Annotated in this window: 11 protein-coding genes; 7 read left to right on the forward strand and 4 right to left on the reverse strand. The window is 37.2% G+C overall.

Annotation, left to right across the window (positions count from 1 at the left end; genetic code table 11):
• Positions 1 to 383: 383 nt before the first annotated feature.
• Positions 384 to 4,217: a T9SS type A sorting domain-containing protein gene (locus EZJ43_RS02005; RefSeq protein WP_133260981.1), complete on the forward strand. Its 3,834-nt coding sequence runs from the start codon at positions 384 to 386 to the stop codon at positions 4,215 to 4,217.
• Positions 4,218 to 4,224: 7 nt separating this feature from the next.
• A complete protein-coding gene (locus tag EZJ43_RS02010; RefSeq protein ID WP_133260982.1) occupies positions 4,225 to 4,461 on the forward strand; it encodes a hypothetical protein in 237 nt (78 codons plus the stop codon).
• A 1,258-nt stretch (positions 4,462 to 5,719) separates the two neighbouring features.
• Here the strand turns inward: EZJ43_RS02010 and EZJ43_RS02015 are convergent.
• Genes EZJ43_RS02015 through EZJ43_RS02030 form a run of 4 tightly spaced genes read right to left on the reverse strand, consistent with a single transcriptional unit; the run spans position 5,720 to position 8,937 of the window.
• The gene (locus EZJ43_RS02015; protein WP_133260983.1) at positions 5,720 to 6,679 is read right to left on the reverse strand and encodes a polysaccharide deacetylase family protein; all 960 of its coding nucleotides are present in this window, start codon (positions 6,677 to 6,679) and stop codon (positions 5,720 to 5,722) included.
• Positions 6,669 to 6,899: a hypothetical protein gene (locus tag EZJ43_RS02020; RefSeq protein ID WP_133260984.1), complete on the reverse strand. Its 231-nt coding sequence runs from the start codon at positions 6,897 to 6,899 to the stop codon at positions 6,669 to 6,671. Before EZJ43_RS02020 ends, EZJ43_RS02015 begins: the two co-directional genes overlap by 11 nt.
• 9 nt (positions 6,900 to 6,908) lie before the next feature.
• Positions 6,909 to 7,289, reverse strand: a complete 381-nt coding sequence (locus tag EZJ43_RS02025) for a GtrA family protein (protein WP_133260985.1) — start codon at positions 7,287 to 7,289, stop codon at positions 6,909 to 6,911.
• A gap of 1 nt (position 7,290) precedes the next feature.
• Positions 7,291 to 8,937 (reverse strand): ArnT family glycosyltransferase, encoded by a 1,647-nt coding sequence (locus EZJ43_RS02030; RefSeq protein WP_133260986.1) that lies wholly within the window; start codon positions 8,935 to 8,937, stop codon positions 7,291 to 7,293.
• A 946-nt stretch (positions 8,938 to 9,883) separates the two neighbouring features.
• Here EZJ43_RS02030 and EZJ43_RS02040 point away from each other — a divergent pair.
• The 5 genes from EZJ43_RS02040 (at position 9,884) to EZJ43_RS02060 (ending at position 19,937) form a co-directional block, all read left to right on the forward strand.
• Positions 9,884 to 10,603 carry a pyridoxine 5'-phosphate synthase gene (locus EZJ43_RS02040; protein WP_133260987.1) on the forward strand — a complete coding sequence of 240 codons (720 nt, stop codon included), beginning with the start codon at positions 9,884 to 9,886 and terminating at the stop codon, positions 10,601 to 10,603.
• A 253-nt stretch (positions 10,604 to 10,856) separates the two neighbouring features.
• Positions 10,857 to 11,750 (forward strand): EamA family transporter, encoded by an 894-nt coding sequence (locus EZJ43_RS02045; RefSeq protein ID WP_133260988.1) that lies wholly within the window; start codon positions 10,857 to 10,859, stop codon positions 11,748 to 11,750.
• 274 nt (positions 11,751 to 12,024) lie between these two features.
• Entirely contained in the window at positions 12,025 to 12,588 is a 564-nt protein-coding gene (locus EZJ43_RS02050; RefSeq protein ID WP_133260989.1) for a hypothetical protein, read from the forward strand.
• Between the two features lie 443 nt (positions 12,589 to 13,031).
• Complete coding sequence (gene gcvP / locus EZJ43_RS02055) at positions 13,032 to 15,902, forward strand: aminomethyl-transferring glycine dehydrogenase (RefSeq protein WP_133260990.1); 2,871 nt, start codon at positions 13,032 to 13,034, stop codon at positions 15,900 to 15,902.
• Between the two features lie 201 nt (positions 15,903 to 16,103).
• Positions 16,104 to 19,937, forward strand: coding sequence for a TIM-barrel domain-containing protein (locus EZJ43_RS02060; protein WP_133260991.1), 3,834 nt, complete (start codon positions 16,104 to 16,106; stop codon positions 19,935 to 19,937).
• Positions 19,938 to 20,446 lie beyond the last annotated feature (509 nt).

Here is a 20,446-nt window from a genome sequence, read left to right on the forward strand (position 1 = left end):
CGAAATAATATTTCGGCCGGGCGTCATTCCCGCGCAGGCGGGAATCTAATTGCGCTAGAAAACCTACTGAATTAGTTCCTGCCAAGGCATTAAGAAATTTAGGCAAGTTGAGCATGAAGGACACCAAATTTAATTCTTTTAAAATTTATTGAATTGTTGTTTTAACACAGCCCTTTTTTACAGAAAATTAATAAAATAATTATCTTTGAGGCGATTGAAAAAAAATTTATAGTGCAACTACAAATTGTTGTGTTATAATTTAGCCACATAGAACGTAAATGCCTATTTATTTTTTTACAATTAACGAAAATAAATCCGTAATATTATATAAGTTTTGTTTAACTTATTTTTATTGTTAAATTACAAATTAATCCCCATCCCTTATGAAAACATTTCTACACCTATGTTATAAAAAACTAGTGCTTTTAACGGGTTTGGTTATTGTTTTAGGGATAAACTCGGTATTTGCGCAATTAATAACCAACTACACTTTCACGCCAAGTGCGGGAACTTTTACAGCGTTAAGTGGTGCAACGCAAGCAAATCTTGAGTACCCAGGAACCGATAAATATGACGAATCAGTTGCGAATTTTCTGTCAATTGGTTTCGATTTTTGGTATATGGGTGTACGTTATAATACAATTTCGGCGAGTACAAATGGGTTTTTACGATTAGGTGTTGATAACACAAATAATGTTTCGAATTCTGCCTACCCTAGTACACTATATCATCCAACTAATGATTTAACAAATGATGGGGATAGACCTATATTGGCACCACTTTGGGATGACCTGAAGTTGAGCCCAGTAGGTGCCTCGGGCAGTTGGAGTTATCTCACCACGGGTACAGCTCCTAACAGAGTTTTTACTTTTGAATTTAAAAACATGTATTGGGCCAAAAGTTTAGCTAATCCCGCAATCTCATTTCAGGTAATATTATCTGAAATGTCAGGGGAAGTTAGATTTATTTATAACCAAGGAATTGCGACTGGTTCTGGTACACGTTCAGCATCTATTGGCATAACTGGTTTGGGTACGGGGTCTAGCAGTTTTCTTTCTTTAGACGGAACTGGTACCAATCCTACTTCTCCTCCATCTTCTACTACAGAAACTACAATATTGAGTACACGGCCTGCTAACGGGCAAAATTATACGTTTTTGCCATCACTGCCTAATGCACCAACTAACTTAACTTTCACTGGCGTTTATGGTAATGCTATGACACTAAATTGGACAGATAACTCAACTGATGAAACTGGATTTGTAGTTTACCAAGCAACCAATTCTCTTGGGCCGTACACTTACGTAGCAACTACCGCTGCAAATGCTACTTCTTACTCAGCTACTGGGTTAAATACTAATGCTGTATACTACTGGAGAGTATTTGCACTTAGAGAAACATTGAGTACGGCATTATCTGCAAGTCAGGCAACAATGGGCCCCCTTGTTTTTGACTGGAATGGATCGGTGAGTGGTGTTGCTACCAATCCACAAAATTGGACACCTAACACACGATATCCTTACACCAATGATGTGATAAGAGTTGGTAATCAGATACCATTTACTAATTCGATCACACCTACTGGGTTAGGTGCTTATGATTTGATATTAGGAGGTGTGCAAACAACATACCTATCTTTTGGAAATTCCAGTTTAAATGTAAGCAACACCTTAACCATTAATAGTGGCAGTACACTTGATATGGGTACAGGGCAGTTAACAGGAGTTAGGCAAACAACAGGCACCGGATTATTGAAAACGCAAACTTTAAGTCCGAATACGTTGCCATCGGTCATAACATGGTCATTTACTGTGCAATATAATTCTGGATCATCCGCTCAAGTAGTTGCACAGGGGATTTATGCTGATTTAATCATGTCTGGCGATGCTGTTAAATATTTTATTAATGGTACAAGTACAATTGCAGGAAATTGGAGTTCGAGCGGGGGTAAAATTGATTTAACGACCTACGGCGGTGCTCCTCCCATAACTTTTAATGGCACTGCTGCCCAAACCATTAAAGATACGGGTTCAAATTTTGGAGCTGGGGTCGTTTTTAACGATGTTAATTTTACAAACGCTGGTACAAAAACTTTTATTGCCGGTAATTATGGTGTTATAGGAAATTGGAATTCTACTGGTGGTAAAGTTAGTTTCGAAAAAAATGCACTTCTAACTTTTAATAAGGGTTCTGCACAAACCATTAATGATGGTGGAAATGGTGTGTTTTTTAATAATGTTACTTTTTCTGGTGGTTTCACAAAAACATTTACGGTATCCGGTTCGGGTAAATTTGCTGTAGATAGTGCTGGTGTTTTGACTATGGGACCTTCTACAACGCTGGCAGCAGGTACTAATTTATTAACGCTAAAATCTTTTGAGAATAACACTTCATCAGTTGCAGCTATTACTTTACCTTCAAAGATTACAGGCACTGTTTATGTAGAGCGTTTTATGAAGGGTAATAATGATAAAGCTAGAAGAGGTTACCGATTAATGTCTTCGCCTATACATGATGCAACCATGACGGCGAACTACAACATCTTTAACCTCAAAAAAAACATGTACATCACGGGTAGTCCAGATAATGGTGCGTTAGATCCCACTAATCCAGCTATTTTCGATACATCCCCTAACCATAACCCAACTATCTACAGGTACAATGAACCTGTAGCAGGTGGTGTTTCGCAAAATGATTATGCACCCATTCCGCTTCCGCTAACAACAAATACTTTTAAAGTTGGCGAAGGAGTGTATGTGTTTTTTAGGGGGGCGAGAACTCTAACTGACGGAACTGTTTCAAGGTTCTCCACTCAAGTTAAACCAGAAGATAATATCGTAGCTTTCAATGGCGTTTTAAATCAAGGGCCTTATTCGCCAACTTTGAGTTATACTAATACTGGAAATGCCGCTGCCGATGGATTTAATTTGGTTGGTAACCCTTATGCTTCAACTATCGATTTAACTTCAGTTGCGGTAACAAATACTACAAATATTTTCTATGTATTAAATCCCTCTTCTAAAACATTTAATGCCTATAATAAAACGACACCTGCTTCATCCACTGGCGATGCGACACAGTTTATTGCAAGTGGACAAGGCTTTTTTGTTAAGGCGACTAATACAAATGCAACGGTTCCATTTACTGAAAGTGCTAAAGTAAATAAACAACTGGTTTCAGGGACTGGTATAACTCCTCCCAAATTACTTATGGGGCTTAATGGCCTGCCTAAAGACAATGAGCCACAAATAATGAAATTTTTGTTTCAGAATAATACAGACGAAAATGCAGTGGACGATATATCGATTATATTTTCGGATTCTGGCAAAGCACTTTATGACCAGATGGAAGATGCAAGTGACATGGGGGGAAATGGAACAACTTTTTTATCGAGTTTTTCAACTGATAATGTTAAACTGGCAATCAATAGTTATCCGCTAATTACCAAAGACACAAAAATTAAACTTTCTGTAATTAGTACGCTTTCAGGCGATTTTAACCTTGTTGCAAGCAACTTAACAAGTTTGGATAAAAAATTCGAAGCTTATTTGGTTGATAATTATAAAGTTGATACGGTTAAGCTTTCTGCACAGGATACATATAGCTTCAAGGTAGATCGGAGTGTGGCAGCTACTTATACAGATGGCCGTTTCGAAGTTATTTTTATAGAAAAACCTTTGGTTGTAAACACCTTATTAAATTTTTATGCTACCGGTGTAACGGATCACGTTAATGTGGGTTGGAAAACAGAAAGCCCAACTAAACAAGTATTGTTTACTTTAGAAAAATCTATAGATCAAGTTAATTTTTATCCATTAGCAACTTTCGCTTCAGATGCGAGATCGGTTTATGACTTTGTAGATAAGCAACCCGTAGTGGGCCACAATTATTACCGATTGATACAGAGTGATGTAAATGGGCAATTAAAGTTCTCTAATATCGTTGATGTTACTTACAGTGGATTAACTTTTCCGGCAAGCGGATTTATTATTTACCCTGTGCCGGTAAACAACAAATTAAATATTGTGCTGAACAAAACCTACGATACTGAAACTTACGTACGTGTAATAGATGTATTGGGCAAGGTGGTGCTGAATACATCATTTACAGGCATTAGTACCAGTATCGATTTCTCAAGCTTTAGTGTTGGCGTTTATATTGTGGAGTTAACAAATGCTAACAAAACTTTAGGGCGATCAAAATTTATAAAACAGTAATTTAGTAATGAAGAGAATATATTTAGGTGTTTTTGCAGTACTTTTAACAATAATCATGATTTCTACGTTTCAGGATTTATCTGCACGTCAGGATCCTGGTCAACCCTGCGATCCTGATGCTCTACCTGGCGAACAATTTGCCTGTCCTTTAGATAGTGATGTAGTTTTCCTTTTGGTTGGTGGTGTAGGTTTGTATTTTGTAGCAAATTCTAGAGGTCGTAAATTTCTAGGCGGTTTGAAATAGTTTAAATTCCCCTCCTAATTTTTGAGTAGGTGTGCAGTGGGTTATGCAGCTCGGAACTCCCCACCTTATTTTCAAGGAGGGGGTGCGTTGGCGGGGGTGGTTTTAACGCTTGAAAAAGCCTTCAACTTCTACGCTCAGGTCGTCCTTGCGAGGAGGCACGACGAAGCAATCTGTTTTGCTCAAAGACTGCTTCGCACCGTCTTGCTTTCCTCTCCACAGTTTTGTCTCCCGTCATTTCGAACGAGTTTTTCACGAGGAGAAATCTGTTTGTTTTTTTGCACTAACTGATGTTAACGCACTAACTAACGTTACACCATTTCTCCCCTTCACACAGTCTTGCCTCACTTGCTTGTCTTTGGCAGGGCTCACCGCCGCCGAAGGGGCTCCTTCTTTATCCTTGATGATAAAGAAGCAAAACCGAAACCCGATTTTTCATCGGGTGAGCTCATGAACACAATTGAAAATAATAAACACTAGTGAATACCTCAAGGGTTTGCATCCTCTCTTCGGAATAATACGTCATTTTTTTTCACCGTAGGGCAAGCCGTTCGGCTGAAAAAGCCTTCACTTCTGCGCCCTACTTATTTATCGCGAGAGCGAGTTATTTTTATGAAAAAATAACTATTCTTCCTTGATAGGCTGCGAGGCCGGTAGCAGGGTGTAGAGAGATGGTGTGATATACATTTCGCAACTCCCCTCCTTATTTTCAAGGAGGGGGTGTGGTGGTTTGTGTGCTGGCGGGGGTGGTTTTAATGCTTGGAAAAGCCTTCACTTCTACGCCCTAATTATTTGTCGCGAGAGCGAGTTGTATTTAAGAAAAAACAACTATTCTTCCTCGATAGGCTACGAGGCCGGTAGCAGGGTGTAGAGAGATGGTGTGTTATGCATTTCGCAACTCCCCGCCTTATTTTCAAGGAGGGGGTGGATTGGATTGTGTGTTGGCGGGGGTGGTTTTAATGTTTTAGAAGCCTTCACTTCTGCGCCCTACTTATTTACCGCGTAAGTGAGTTTTTTGTGTAAAAAAATAACTATTCCTCCTCGATAGGTTGCGAGGCCGGTAGCAGGGTGTAGAGAGATGGTGGGTTATGCAGCTCGCAACTCCCCTCCTTATTTTCAAGGAGGGGGTGCGATGGGTTTGTGTGTTGGCGGGGGTGGTTGTATTTATGAAAAAACAACTATTCTTCCTCGATATGCTACGAGGCCGTTAACAGGGCTTTCCTTTGAGAAACTTCGTGCCTGAAAAAAATTTAATTCATGTTTAAAACTCTTTCTCCAAGCCTTGCCTTAAATCAAACAACAACCACTGTTTATTATTTACATCAGCTTGTTTGTTTTTAAGCAGTTTGATGAAATCTTTTACGCCGATTTCTTCATTGCCATTACCATGCACAAGCACAATACTGCCAGCGTTTGGTTGCTGACCTTTAGCCAGCCATGCATCACTTCCCACAGGAATTAAACCAAATTCTTCAATTTTCTCCACAACAGATTCATCAGAAACTAAACCCGGAAAACGGAAAAACACAGAAGGTATTAAACCATTTTTCAACATTAATTTTTCGTTCTCTAAAACTTCTATGTCCAAATTAGTTCCTTTAGCAAGTAAGAAGTTTTCATTCAGAGGTAGCCTATTTACTTCGTGGTTGTACGAATGATTAATCCACGTAATATTTAATTCCTTTTTTACGACTAAACCTTTTAACCAGTTTAAATCATCGCCGTGCTTTAACATCCATTTACCCGAAACTGAAATGGCTATGGGTGCCGGTTGCTCAATTTTTTTAAATTCATCAAAAATAGATTGAAAAATAATGCGATCTAGTGATTTATGCGATGGACACAAATCGATGGTAAGTGTAATGCCTTTCTCGTTCGGGATGGCATGATCAATACCTGCATTTTGAAGTTGAGTACTTTTTGCAGTGGCGTTTTCAATTGATTTAACGTAGGCCGTATTTTTAAAAATCGCCATTACGTTTTGCCAAACTAGGCTTCTTAACGAATAATTGCTCGCTAAATCAACTTTGGTTGCTAAAGTTTGTGGATCAACCAACAACAAATATTTTTGGTTATCATTTACGAAGCTTCTTATCGCAATTGAGTGTTCATTGTGTTTTGTGGCCAAAGCATAGCTTACCTTATATCTTTTAATTGCATCAAATGGTTGCGCGAAAGAAAGCAGTGGTAAAAAGATCAGGATTAATAGTTTATATTTCATATTCTATATGTAGGCAAACCATATTATATCCTATGCTGAAATCTTGATTGGGTACAATTACCGTTTCGGTATTAATGATGCTAAACGTGATGGCTTTTTCCTTTTTTAGGAAACTGTTAAGCTTCTTATTAAGTTCGTCGCTCACATTTTCATCACGCTCTAAACTGCCAAAAGCACCTTCTGCGATAAATTTACCCGAAATTCTTGCGTATTTTTTCATAAAAAAGCCTTACCTAAACGTAAACAACCAATTTGCTAAAAAATTCCAGACAAAAACAATTGCGATGGCAAAAAATTTAGCGATATAAAAATTAGTTCCATTTTTACGTTGGTGGAATAGATAAATGATGTAGGTGTTTAGCGCTAAACCCACTAAACTAACAAACAGAAATTTAGAAAATTCTGTGCCTAAATGGGGGTTTTTAGATTGGAAAGTCCAAATTCTATTGATAAAATAGTTGTTGGTTACGGCTAAAGTGAAACCAATCGCATTGGCAACATACTTATTTATCTTAATTTTCTCTTTAAAAAGCCAAGTCGCACCAAAATCTATCGCCATGCCCAGTAAACCCGTGAGGCCAAATTTTAAAATACGCAACAGTAAATTCATGTTAATGCAGTTTAACTAAATATATATTTTCTAAAACCTGAGATCGGGTTTTTACATTTATGAAAGTGGGCGTTAATTTAGTAATGTGAAAATATTTGAATGTTTGTAATACTTCGGCGTTGTAATCTTTCTTTAACCTTTCCAATTCAGATTCCCTCACATAGATAATTAAATCTTCTTTGGCCTTGTATTGATTTAGTTCTTCATAAGTCCAAAAGTATTTTGGTTCGCCGGGTGCATAAAAATCAAAAGAGAAAGCATCTCCATCTGCAAACACGGCTGCTTTTCCGTTTGGATAGTTTTGCTTCAACCAAATGCCAGCTTGCATGCCCGATTCGTATTTTAAAACAGCTGGATAAAAGAAAAAGTATAAGAATACCATTAAGATGAGTGAAATGGTTACACTTTTACCGATAAGTGTTCTCAAGCTTATTCCTTTAAAGATTAGAAAGCAAAATAATAGCATGCTAATTATTAGTGTATTGATTAAAATGGCATGGTTTAATCCAAAATAAAAAGTCAGCATGAAAAGGCCGATTGTAACCAAAACTACAATTACCGACTGTAAAATAACCAAGGTTTTTAGTGTGCTTTCTTCCTTATTTGCAATGTAAAGCGCAGTCATGATCGAAAATTGCGGAAAAAGTAGTAAGATGTAATGTGGCAACTGGAATTTAGAAAGCGAAAAGATAAGAAAGGTAACAGTTGCACTCGCCCATAATATAATGCTTTCTTTAGTCATGTTTGAGCGTTCTTTTTTCTTTAGGAGATTAAATACGGCGATATACCATAAAATCGACCAAGGTAAAAATGCCCATAACGTGGTGTGTAGAAAAAAAGATGGATCGCCTTTTCCTCTAATTGGCCCGGTGTTAAAAAACCGCCCAAACTGGCTGTCCCAGAAAAAGAATTTAACACCAGAAACGCCCTTTTGTCCCTGCGCAAAAACTTCTGGGTGCATGTCGAACTGTGTGTAAAGTGTGTAAATTTCTGGGGTTATGAATATAAAAATCAACAAAACCGCTAAATACCATTTGGCTTTGGAAAACTCTTTATACTGTTTGGTTAAAATCCAATAAATTACAAATCCGCCCAAAATGGTAATCAATACAAAAATGCCTTTAACCATTACGGCGCATGCGGCAAACACCGAGCCCAAAATTAAAGCCCAGCTAATTTTTTCCTGCCGACCTGCGCGCTCGAAAAAATAAATCGCCCCAAAGGCAAAAGCGGTAATGTAAATTTCTGCCCTTACATCAAAAGTGGAAACAATAACATGGAGTGAACTCAAAAATATAACCGTAGAAAGATAGGCTAATTTCTCTGTATAAATATTTTTAGCGAACTGGAATACGAACCTAGCAGCCATTAATCCCGCTAGGTAAGACGGAAGTTTATATGCAAAACTGCTGATACCAAAGATTTTGAACGAAATTGTTGCGAGCCAAAAAGGTAGGTGCGGTTTATCTAACCAATCTGCGCCACGGCTGTACAAATTCAGCCAATCGTGGTGGAGCACCATATTCTTCGAGATGCTTGCGTAGAGTGCGCCATCTGGCTCTATGATGTTGGTGAAAAGTGCTGGGAGGCCGAAAACTGCCAAGAGAAAAATAAGGATGAGATAGGTTCTTTTTTCGCTGGCTTGCATCTTTAAGTCAAAATTTTTATCGCAAGGTAAATAGTCTTTATGGAAATGCCAAAAGTTATGAAGAAAGAGGCTGTTCGAGCAATTTCAGTTCGAGAACATTTTAACCTAAAGATTATCCGCCATCGGAATAAATGCCGACCAAGAAAAGATTTTTTATGCAGATTTGGGGACGCAAAGGCTTTTTTAAGCATTAAACTTTCCGACCAAAAATTTTTAATATTTTTAGTAAAGCAAAAAAATCAATACAATGAGCACTGCAAATATAAATTCACGGATAATTGATGATTATTACAGCCTATTGAAAAGTTTAAGTCCTAACAATAAGTTGGAGCTAATAGCCCGCCTGTCAAAGTCGATGAAAACGGCCAAAAAGATGAAGGACGATCTTGGAGGTCTTTATTTGGTGCGCTCGAAATAGACAAACCAGTTGATGATTTTATTGAAGAGCTCAGAAATGACAGAAAGTTTAGTCGTAAATCAATCGAATTGCGATAAAATACCTATTGGATACCAATATTTGCGTGTATTTTCTTAATGGCAAATTCAATCTTGAGGAAAAATTGCTAAAGCTGGAATTGAAAATTGTTATGTCTCTGAAATTACTGTCGCCGAATTAATATATGCGTAGAAAAAAGCATTCTAAAGGAAAAAAACAGAAAGACTCTTGAGAAATTTCAGTCAAAGTTTAATGTGATACTGATTTATCCTGTTTTAGACATTTACGCAAAAGAGAAGGCTCGACTAAAAACAAAAGGTAAAATTTAGATGATTTTGATTTACTCATTGGATCAACAGCAATTTTCAATAATCTTATTCTTGTAACAAAAAATGTTAGCGACTTTGACCGATTAGAACAAATTTTGATTGAAGATTGGACAATTGATTGATAGAAGTAGCAAAATATCAAAGCTTTTAAATTCTATCAAATTACCATTACCTTTGGCGTATGACAAAGTTATCGGTAAACATCAATAAAATTGCAACGCTTCGAAACAGTAGGGGCGGTAATAATCCTGATTTGGTAAAAGTTGCGTTGGATTGTGAAAAATTTGGCGCGCAGGGAATCACTGTACATCCGAGGCCTGATGAACGCCATATCCGCTACCAAGATGTTTACGATTTAAAGGCTGTTATAACAACAGAATTAAATATTGAAGGCAATTGCACCGAAGATAAATTTGTAGATTTAGTGCTCGCAAATAAGCCTGCGCAGGTAACTTTAGTGCCCGATGCAGATGGACAAATTACATCTAACCACGGTTGGGATACCATTAAATACAGAGATTATTTAACCGAAATGGTTGCTTTGTTTCAAAAGGAAGGAATTCGCGTTTCTATTTTTGTTGATCCAAGTGTGGAAATGGTAGAAGGCGCTGCACAAACTGGAACCGATAGGATTGAGTTGTACACCGAAGCTTACGCCCATAACTATTTTGCAGATCGGGAGAAATCTATTGTAACTTACATCGCAGCCGCTCATCATGCCAATAAACTAGGCTTAGGCATAAATGCGGGGCACGATTTAGATTTGCATAATTTGCATTATTTCGCACAAAGTATTCCGGGTTTGTTGGAGGTTTCAATCGGCCATGCGTTAATTAGCGATGCACTTTATTTGGGTTTGGAAGCGACAGTACAAAAATATTTGCAGCAGTTGAACCCCTAAATCCCCTAAAGGGGACTTCCAAACATGATGCAAAAAACTGCCAATACGTTATTAAAAAGCCCCTTCGGGGTTTGGGGATAAGGCGCGAAAATATGAAGCTAACCCACTAAAAGCTAGCTATTTGAAATATAAGGACCACAAAACAGCCAATATGTTATTCAAAGTACATTCAAGGTTGGGAGATATATATTTTTACAAATTAATTTAGGACGTAAGTCTTGATACTTGATACTAAATACTTGATACTTTTTAAATGTTAAAAGGAATATTACTTGTTTTTTTTGGTGCTTGTAGTTACGGCATTCTATCAACTTTTGTAAAACTCGCTTATCGCGATGGTTATTCGCTCGGCGATGTTACTGGCGTACAGGCGCTTTTCGGTGCCATTATATTGTGGAGTTTATTCTTTGTTCAAACCAAAACAACAGCTTATAAGCTTAAAAAAACTAAAATTATAACGCCCTGGTGGAAAATGGTTTTAGCCGGAAGCTGTACAGGCTTGGTTAGTATATGTTACTATCAATCGGTAAAATTAGTTCCAAATTCGGTTGCTATTATTTTACTGATGCAATTTATTTGGATGACGATTTTATTCGAATTTGTGGTTTATAAAAAGAAGCCAACATCGGTACAGCTTTTTGCCGTGTTGTTGGTTTTAGGCGGTACGGTTTTGGCCAGTGGTATGCTCGAAGCAAGTATCCATACGCTAAGTTTAAAGGGCATTGGTTTCGGTATTTTGGCTGCTGGCGCTTACGCAGGTTTTCTTATTTTGAACGGGAAAATCGGTAATGAATATCCGCCACTTAAAAAAAGTGCGCTAATGGTTACCGGTGCTTGTATTTTCATATTTATTTTACTTCCGCCCGCTTTTTTATTTAACGGAGCGTTGCAAGGCAGTTTATTAAAATGGGGGTTAATTATTGCAGTTTTTGGCACCGTAATTCCGCCAGTATTTTATGCCGATGGCGTACCTAGAATTGGCACAGCAGTAAGTTCTATTTTAAGTGCGGCAGAATTGCCTGTAGCTGTGTTAATGGCTGCAATCGTTTTAAACGAAGAAGTTTCTGTACTGCGTTGGGTTGGTGTAGTGGTTATTTTATCGGCTATGATTTTGCCTAACTTGAAGTATTTGAAAAAGGCAAGTTAACCACAGCGCACACAAAGTGAAGGCAACGAGGATGCCAAGTTTACTTTTTCTCGCTTTAATGGACAAAAAACTTTTATGTTCTCAGTTCTCTCTGTGTAAAACTCAGTGTGCGCTATGGTTAAAAGAAATCAGACTTTTCAAAAAAATCAATACCTTTAAAAAATATAACATATTTTCTCTGTTCTCTCTGTGTAAAACTCAGTGCGCTCTGTGGTTAAAAAAATCAGACTTTTCAAAAAAATCAATACCTTTAAAAAAGCTTAATCCATTTATCATGAAAAAAAATATCATTTATATATTACTACTTACTGTTATCGGCTTTGCCGGATGTAAATCCAAAACAACCATTAACCGTGATGAAGCAGGCGAGGCGATTTCTGATTATTTAACAGCAAACCCTGAATATAAAACCACTCATTTCAAATTTGGCGAGATTAAATTTAACACCACCAACGAAATGAATGAATTGGGTAAATATAGAACTTTGGAAAGTAAAGGTTTGGTAACGCTAAGTCTAAAAGAAGCCAAAAAGAAGTTTCTATCTAAAGATAGTAGTTTTGTTTATCAAATTACATTAACCGAAAAGGCGAGTCCGTTGGTTTTAAAGCAAAGTGATGATAAAGCAACCGTAAAAACGATAGAATATGTTTTGGCAGATAAAAAACCTGTCGATTTTGCCCAAGTAAGTTCTAGCACCGCAAAAGTAACCGTTACGTTAAAAAAAGTAAATACCGATTTTGCAATCTTCGATGAAGATGCGAACGAAAATAGCAGTTTCATTACCAAAACCTACAAGTTGAAGTTAAGTAAAGATGAAGGCTGGAAAGTGCAGAAGTAAGTTTTTTTGATAAACGAGCAAAGAATAAAAGCCAATTTTTCTAATCTTGAATTTCAGTTATCTGATGAATATCTGCAAAACGCATATATTCATTGGGCTGCCTTTCGTTTATTTATTGCCGTTTGCTTCAGCTATCGGTACTTAAATATAGCACATGCTTTAGCCAAATTATATATGCTTTCACGAAGTATCAAGCTATTGTAATCTAATTGATACTATTTTTTCCTCTATGGGTTATTTTTTTATCATAAAAATTCATAATTTGCGGGTGTTTACGATAACACATACCATATAAGGCTAAACTAAAATTTTACATTTATCTTACTATGGTATGGCATTTGTTTGCATTTTGGCGTAAAAATATGACGTAAAGCACGGCCTCAGTCGCATGGATTCGTTCTCTTTTTTCGCTACATTTGCACAAAATTTATTATTCTTAACGCATGAGCTTAAATATCCATTACAAAGAAGAGTTTCAAAACCGCCATATCGCGCCAAATGAGGCAGATACAGCCGAAATGTTACAAACCATTGGTATATCATCTATCGACCAATTGATTGACGAGACTGTGCCGGCAACAATTCGGTTGAAAAAGCCATTAAATTTACCGGCAGCGAAATCGGAAACTGAATATCTTGGTGCTTTAAAACAATCTTCTTTATTAAATAAAGTTTTTAAAACTTTTATTGGTCAGGGTTATTACGACACCATTACGCCGGGTGTAATTTTGCGTAATGTGTTCGAAAATCCAGGATGGTACACGCAATATACGCCATATCAGGCAGAAATTGCGCAGGGTCGTTTACAGGCTTTGTTAAATTTCCAAACCATGGTTATCGATTTAACGGGAATGGAAATTGCAAATGCATCTCTTTTAGATGAAGGTACTGCAGCGGCAGAAGCCATGTTTATGCAATATAGCACACGAAAAAACACAGCGGCAACAAAATATTTTGTTTCAGACTTAGTTTTTCCTCAAACGATAGATATTTTAAAAACTCGTGCAAACCCTTACGGTATTGAGTTGGTTATTGGTAGCCATTTAGATTTTGTTGCTACAGAAGATTTCTTTGGTGCAATTGTTCAATATCCGGCTGGTAACGGAGAGGTATTCGATTATAAAGCTTTCGCATCCGAATTGCACAATCAAAATATTAAATTAACCGTTGCTGCTGATATATTAAGCTTAACATTATTATCGCCTCCGGGCGAATGGGGCGCTGATATTGTAGTTGGAACCACACAACGTTTCGGTATTCCGATGGGTTTTGGTGGACCACACGCAGCATTTTTTGCCACTAAAGATGAGTACAAACGTTCAATCCCTGGTCGTATTATTGGTGTAACCATTGATAGTCATGGCGATTATGCGTTACGTATGGCTTTGCAAACCCGCGAGCAACACATCCGTAGAGATAAAGCAACTTCAAACATTTGTACTGCACAAGCTTTATTGGCCATTATGGCTGGTTTTTATGCGGCTTACCATGGCCCTAAAGGCTTAAAAGCAATTGCAGAGCGCACGCATGGTTTAGCAATCAGCTTAGCTAAAACAATAAATACATTAGGTTTTGAGCAGTTAAATGCAGCTTATTTTGATACGATTCGTTTCGATTTGGGCGCGCTGAAAGGGAGCATCCAATCGGCTTGTATTGATAACGAAATCAACTTAAATTACGTTGGTAATGTTGCAACAATTGCTATTGATGAAACGACAACTTTTGAAGACATTGAGTTAATTGCGAAAATTTTTGCTAAAGTTAAAGCCGTTACTTCAGTTGATGTAGTAGAAAATGTAGAAACCGTTATTCCAGAAGGATTACAACGCAATTCAGCATATTTAACACACCCAATTTTTAACTCGTACCATTCTGAACATGAAATGTTGCGCTACATTAAATCATTAGAAGCAAAAGATTTATCGCTTTGCCACTCCATGATTGCTTTGGGTAGTTGTACCATGAAATTAAATGCAACCGCAGAAATGATTCCAGTTACTTGGTCTCATTTTAGCCGCATTCACCCATTTGCACCAGCCGATCAGGTAATGGGTTATTACGCATTATTTAACGAGTTGGATAAATGGTTAAGTGAAATTACAGGTTTTGCAGCCATGAGTTTACAGCCAAACGCTGGTGCACAAGGTGAATATGCAGGCTTAATGGTTATCCGTGCATACCATCACGATAGAGGCGATTTTCATCGTAACGTTGCCTTAATTCCAGCTTCGGCACATGGTACAAATCCTGCTTCGGCGGCAATGGCCGATATGAAAATCGTAGTTGTAAAATCGTTAGAAAACGGTAATATCGATGTAGAAGATTTAAAAGCTAAAGCAGAATTACACAAAGATAATCTGTCTTGTTTGATGGTTACTTATCCATCTACACATGGTGTTTTTGAAGAAAGTATTGTAGAAATTTGCGAAACAATCCATGCCAATGGCGGACAAGTTTATATGGACGGTGCAAATATGAACGCACAGGTTGGTTTAACCAGTCCGGCTAATATTGGTGCCGATGTTTGCCACTTAAATTTACATAAAACATTCTGCATTCCTCATGGTGGTGGTGGTCCGGGCATGGGTCCAATTGGTGTCGCAAAACATTTAGTTCCTTATCTTCCGGGTCATTCGGTAGTTGATATTGATAAAGGAAAATCAATTTCGGCAGTATCTTCTGCACCATGGGGTTCGGCGTCTATTTTAATTATCTCTCATGCATACATTGCCATGATGGGCGAAGAAGGGTTAACCAACGCAACTAAATATGCTATTTTAAACGCAAACTATATGAAAGCGCGTTTAGAGCAACATTATCCGGTGCTTTACGCTGGCGCTAACGGCCGTTGTGCACACGAAATGATTTTGGATTGTCGTTCTTTCAAAGCCTTTGGGATAGAAGTTACTGATATCGCCAAGCGTTTAATGGATTATGGTTTCCACGCACCAACAGTTTCTTTCCCAGTTGCGGGTACGCTAATGGTAGAGCCGACAGAATCGGAACCAAAACATGAATTAGATCGTTTCTGCGATGCTTTAATTGCAATAAAAAATGAAATTACCGAAGTAGAAAACGGCACTTTGGATAAAATTGATAATCCATTAAAAAATGCACCACATACCGTTTCGGTAATTACCGCAAACGAATGGGATCATGCATACAGTCGCCAAACCGCTGCTTTTCCATTGCCTTATGTTTTAGAACGTAAGTTTTGGCCTTCGGTTGGCCGTGTAAATGATAGTCATGGCGATCGCTCATTAATTTGCGCTTGTCCGCCGATTGAAAGTTACGTGGAAGAACCTGTTTCTTAAGAATAAAGTTTCATAAATGCCTTAAAAGGCATTTTATGTGCAAGTTAATTTGTTACGCTGCAAATTTTGAGCATTTAATTGCTTAAGATTTGCAGCTTGTTGTTAATAAGCCTTTTTTATTAATAATTGCCGCCAAATATTTTTTTGTTATTACGAACACATTGCCTAAATAAATAAAAATAAATTTTGAATCACACACAAATGAAACGTAAACTACTATCAATTGCTTTTGTATTCTTATTTTGTTCTGCTTATGCTCAGGATGTTAAAAAAGTAGATCAAAAAACTAATTTAACTTCGGTAAGCAGCAAAATTATCAGCGCAAAAAAAATTAACCCAACCACTATCGAAGTTTTAAATGAAAACAATGAAAGGCTAACTTTCGATTTTTATGGCGACCATATCTTTCGCGTATTTCAAGATAATACTGGAGGTTTAATAAGAGACCCTCAGGCAACGCCCGAAGCAAAAATTTTAGTAGAAAATCCAAGAAGGATGCTTTCTAATTTAGTTTTAACAGATGCTAATAATATCATTTCTATCGCTACGCCAGAGGTTGACATAAAGATTGATAAAACCACTTCGTTACTTCAGGTTTATAACCAAAAAACAAAAACTTTAGCGTTTGAAACCTTAAAGCCAATTGTTATTAAAACAGGAAGTGTATCGTTAGAATTGAAAGAAAATCCACAAGAATATTTTTATGGCGGTGGTGTTCAAAATGGTCGTTTCTCACACAAAGGAAAAATAATTGATATAGAAAACCAAAATAGCTGGACCGATAATGGTGTAGCTTCTCCAAATCCGTACTACTGGTCTACCAACGGTTACGGGTTGATGTTTTATACTTTTAAAAAAGGACGATATGATTTTGGCGCAACCGAAAAAGGAACCGTTAGATTAAGACATGATACAGGTTATTTGGATCTTTTTGTAATGGTAAACACTGGTGCATCTTCTTTGTTAAACGATTTTTATCAGCTTACAGGAAACCCTGTTCTTTTGCCTAAATTCGGTTTTTACGAAGGCCATTTAAATGCATATAACCGCGATTATTGGAAATTAGATTCTACGGGAATTTTGTTTGAGGATGGAAAGCGGTATAAAGAAAGTCAGAAAGATGATGGAGGGATTAAAGAATCGCTCAATGGTGAAAAAAATAATTATCGGTTTTCTGCCCGTGGCGTTATAGATAGATATAAAGCACACGATATGCCGTTGGGCTGGATTTTGCCAAATGATGGTTACGGCGCAGGATACGGACAAACTGAAACCCTTGATGGTAATATTCAAAATTTAAAAGCGTTTGGCGATTATGCAAGAAAAAATGGTGTTCAAATAGGTTTATGGACCCAATCCGACTTACATCCAAAGCCAGAAGTTAGCGCCTTATTACAGCGAGATATTGTTAAAGAGGTAAGAGATGCAGGCGTACGTCTTTTAAAAACCGACGTGGCATGGGTAGGTGCAGGCTATTCTTTTGGTTTAAATGGCGTTGCCGATGTAGCACACATTATACCTTATTATGGCAACAACGCTAGGCCTTTTACCATTTCTTTAGATGGATGGGCAGGTACGCAACGCTATGCAACAATATGGAGTGGCGACCAAACCGGAGGAACTTGGGAGTATATTCGCTTCCATATTCCAACTTATATTGGCTCGGGATTGTCTGGTCAGCCGAACATTACATCAGATATGGATGGTATTTTTGGCGGTAAAGATAAAGTTATTAATGCCCGTGATTTTGAATGGAAAACCTTTACGCCAATGCAACTGAATATGGATGGTTGGGGCAGTAATGAGAAATATCCACACGCATTGGGCGAACCTACGGCGTCTATCAATAGAACGTATTTGAAGTTAAAATCGGCGCTTATTCCGTACTCATACAGTGTTGCCAAACAAGCTGTTAATGGTTTGCCGATTATGAGAGCGATGTTTTTGGATGATCCTAATGATTACACCCATAGCAAATCTACACAGTATCAGTACATGTACGGTCCATCGTTTTTAGTTGCGCCTATTTTTAAAGAAACACAAGCTGATGCCAATGGAAATGACATTAGAAATGGCATTTATTTACCGAAAGGAATTTGGATTGATTATTTTACAGGCACAAAATATGAAGGTAACCGCATCATCAATCATTTCGATGCACCAATATGGAAATTACCTGTATTTGTTAAAAACGGTGCCATCATTCCAATGGCAAACGCGAATAATAACGTATCTCAAATTAATAAGAATTTGCGTATTTATGAAGTTTATCCTGCCGGTAAATCTTCGTTTACTGAATACGATGATGATGGAAATACCGAAGCCTACAAATATGCAAAAGGTACATCAACAGTAATTGAAAGCTCAGTAGTTAACCAAACGGCTACCATAATTGTACAATTAACTAAAGGCAATTTTGATGGTTTTGTAAAGAACAAGGCTACTGAATTTAAAGTGAATGTAAGTAAAAAGCCTCAAACTGTGGTTGCAAAAGTCGGCAACAAAATAGTTAAGCTTAAAGCCGTATTTAGCAAGCAAGATTTTTTAAATACAGCCAATGCTTATTTTTATAATGCTGCGCCAAATTTAAACGAATTCGCCACCAAAGGCAGCGATTTTGAAAAAGTTAAAATGATTAAAAACCCGCAAGTTTGGGTAAAATTAGCTTCTAATGATGTAACCTTAAACACTACAAAATTAGAAATAACAGGGTTTGAGTTTACCACTCCGAATGTCGATTTGGCAAAAACCGGCGCGTTAAGTGGTTTAATCAATGTAAAATTGAATGATAAAGCTACGAATGCTTTTGTTTTAAGTCCTACTTGGAACAAAGTTGCCAATGCAGATTACTATGAAATAATGTTTAACGGCATGAATTATAGTAACATTAAAGACACTACTTTTATATTAGACGATTTAAATCCTGAAACCAACTACGCGCTTAAAGTTAGGGCAGTTAATAAAAGTGGCGTTTCTAATTGGTCAACATTGCAAGCTCAAACCAAGGCAAACCCATTGCAGTTCGCAATTCAGGGTATTGAGGCAACTACAACTGCTAAAATTCAAGGCGGTTCGGGTATCAAAAATCTTTTCGATTTTGATGAAGCCAGTACTTGGCACACGATATGGGGTGCTAACTCAGTGCCTCTTGATATAGTGATGGACTTGAAATCAACCAATCAACTAGATAAGTTCAAATATATGCCACGTCCTGACGGTGGCAACGGAACATTGTTGCAAGGAACTGTTTACTATAGCGAGAGCAAAGAAAACTGGACAATGGCCGGTAAATTTGAGTGGAAAGGAACCGGCGAGGTGAAAACTTTCAATTTTGACGATAAACCAAGTGCTAGGTATATCAAAATTTCGGTTACCGATGGTGCAGGCGGTTTTGGTTCTGGTAACCAATTGTATGTTTTTAAAGTTCCTGGTTCGGCAAGTTATATACCTGGCGACATCAATATTGATGGTTTTATCGATGGTAACGATTTTACATCGTACATAAATTACACTGGTTTAATTAAAGGCGATGGCGATTTTGATGGTTATATAAGTAAAGGAGACATCAATAAAAACAATGTAATAGATGTTTATGACATTTCCGTTGTGGCTACGCAGTTAAATGGTGGTGCCGATGGTTACGATGTACCAAAAGTGGAGGGTAAGGTTGAATTAAGTACTGCAAAAGAAACCTACAAACAAGGCGAAACAATTGAAATTACTGTTAAAGGTAAAGACTTAAAATCGGTAAATGGTTTAGGTTTTGCGTTGCCATATAATCAACAAGATTATGAGTTTATCGGCGTGCAAACCGTTAACGTAAAAACGATGGAAAACTTAACTAACGATAGGTTACATACCAATGGTAAAAAGGTACTATATCCAACGTTTGTAAATGTTGGGGATAAAGAAGGCCTAAGCGGTACTAACGACTTGTTTATTTTGAAGTTTAAAGCAAAAAAAGATTTAACTTTTAGTTTGAAATTAGAGAATGGTCTTTTGGTTGATAAAAACTTAAACACCGCTACTTTTTAGTAAAGCAAACTTTTAAACCGTTGTATGTGTAGAGGTTTTTCTCTGCGCATACAACGGTTTTGTTTTATACGGAGATTTTTATTTTGTGTTTATATGTTCGTCTCCGTTCAAATTAACTAAAATGTGATTATTGCTTTTTTTGGAAACAGAAGGCAGTGTTTCATCGGGAACTGAAGCCCTGCCATTTGCTGCAATCTTTTAAGTTTCTCCCGCAAAAGCCCGATTAAAAAGAGACTTAAAAGTATTTTCGCTTCTGTCAGGTTTAGAAAATTTAGCAAGTAGTGCTTTTGCTGCATCCATTTAAACTCACTAAAAATGTCATATCACACCAGGTTGTGAGTAAATGTTTTACTAACTTAATGGATTGATGCATTTGAATCAACTTATTGCGGTTTTAATTGTAAAATTTAACTTTTTTTTAATAAACCAACTTAGCATCAAAATCTTATCATAGGTCAACATTTATTAACTTACGTTTAGTTATTTTTGTTGTTGATATATTAAATAAC

The organism is Pedobacter changchengzhani (assembly GCF_004354365.1).
Taxonomy (GTDB): Bacteria; Bacteroidota; Bacteroidia; order Sphingobacteriales; family Sphingobacteriaceae; genus Pedobacter; species Pedobacter changchengzhani.

What these genes read in the sequence shown, in the direction of transcription:
- EZJ43_RS02060 (WP_133260991.1), top strand. Translation starts at nt 16,104, where the DNA reads ATGAAACGTAAACTACTATCAATTGCTTTTGTATTCTTATTTTGTTCT.
- EZJ43_RS02030 (WP_133260986.1), bottom strand. Translation starts at nt 8,937, where the DNA reads ATGCAAGCCAGCGAAAAAAGAACCTATCTCATCCTTATTTTTCTCTTG.
- EZJ43_RS02025 (WP_133260985.1), bottom strand. Translation starts at nt 7,289, where the DNA reads ATGAATTTACTGTTGCGTATTTTAAAATTTGGCCTCACGGGTTTACTG.
- EZJ43_RS02040 (WP_133260987.1), top strand. Translation starts at nt 9,884, where the DNA reads ATGACAAAGTTATCGGTAAACATCAATAAAATTGCAACGCTTCGAAAC.
- EZJ43_RS02045 (WP_133260988.1), top strand. Translation starts at nt 10,857, where the DNA reads ATGTTAAAAGGAATATTACTTGTTTTTTTTGGTGCTTGTAGTTACGGC.
- EZJ43_RS02015 (WP_133260983.1), bottom strand. Translation starts at nt 6,679, where the DNA reads ATGAAATATAAACTATTAATCCTGATCTTTTTACCACTGCTTTCTTTC.
- EZJ43_RS02020 (WP_133260984.1), bottom strand. Translation starts at nt 6,899, where the DNA reads ATGAAAAAATACGCAAGAATTTCGGGTAAATTTATCGCAGAAGGTGCT.
- EZJ43_RS02050 (WP_133260989.1), top strand. Translation starts at nt 12,025, where the DNA reads ATGAAAAAAAATATCATTTATATATTACTACTTACTGTTATCGGCTTT.
- EZJ43_RS02010 (WP_133260982.1), top strand. Translation starts at nt 4,225, where the DNA reads ATGAAGAGAATATATTTAGGTGTTTTTGCAGTACTTTTAACAATAATC.
- gcvP (WP_133260990.1), top strand. Translation starts at nt 13,032, where the DNA reads ATGAGCTTAAATATCCATTACAAAGAAGAGTTTCAAAACCGCCATATC.
- EZJ43_RS02005 (WP_133260981.1), top strand. Translation starts at nt 384, where the DNA reads ATGAAAACATTTCTACACCTATGTTATAAAAAACTAGTGCTTTTAACG.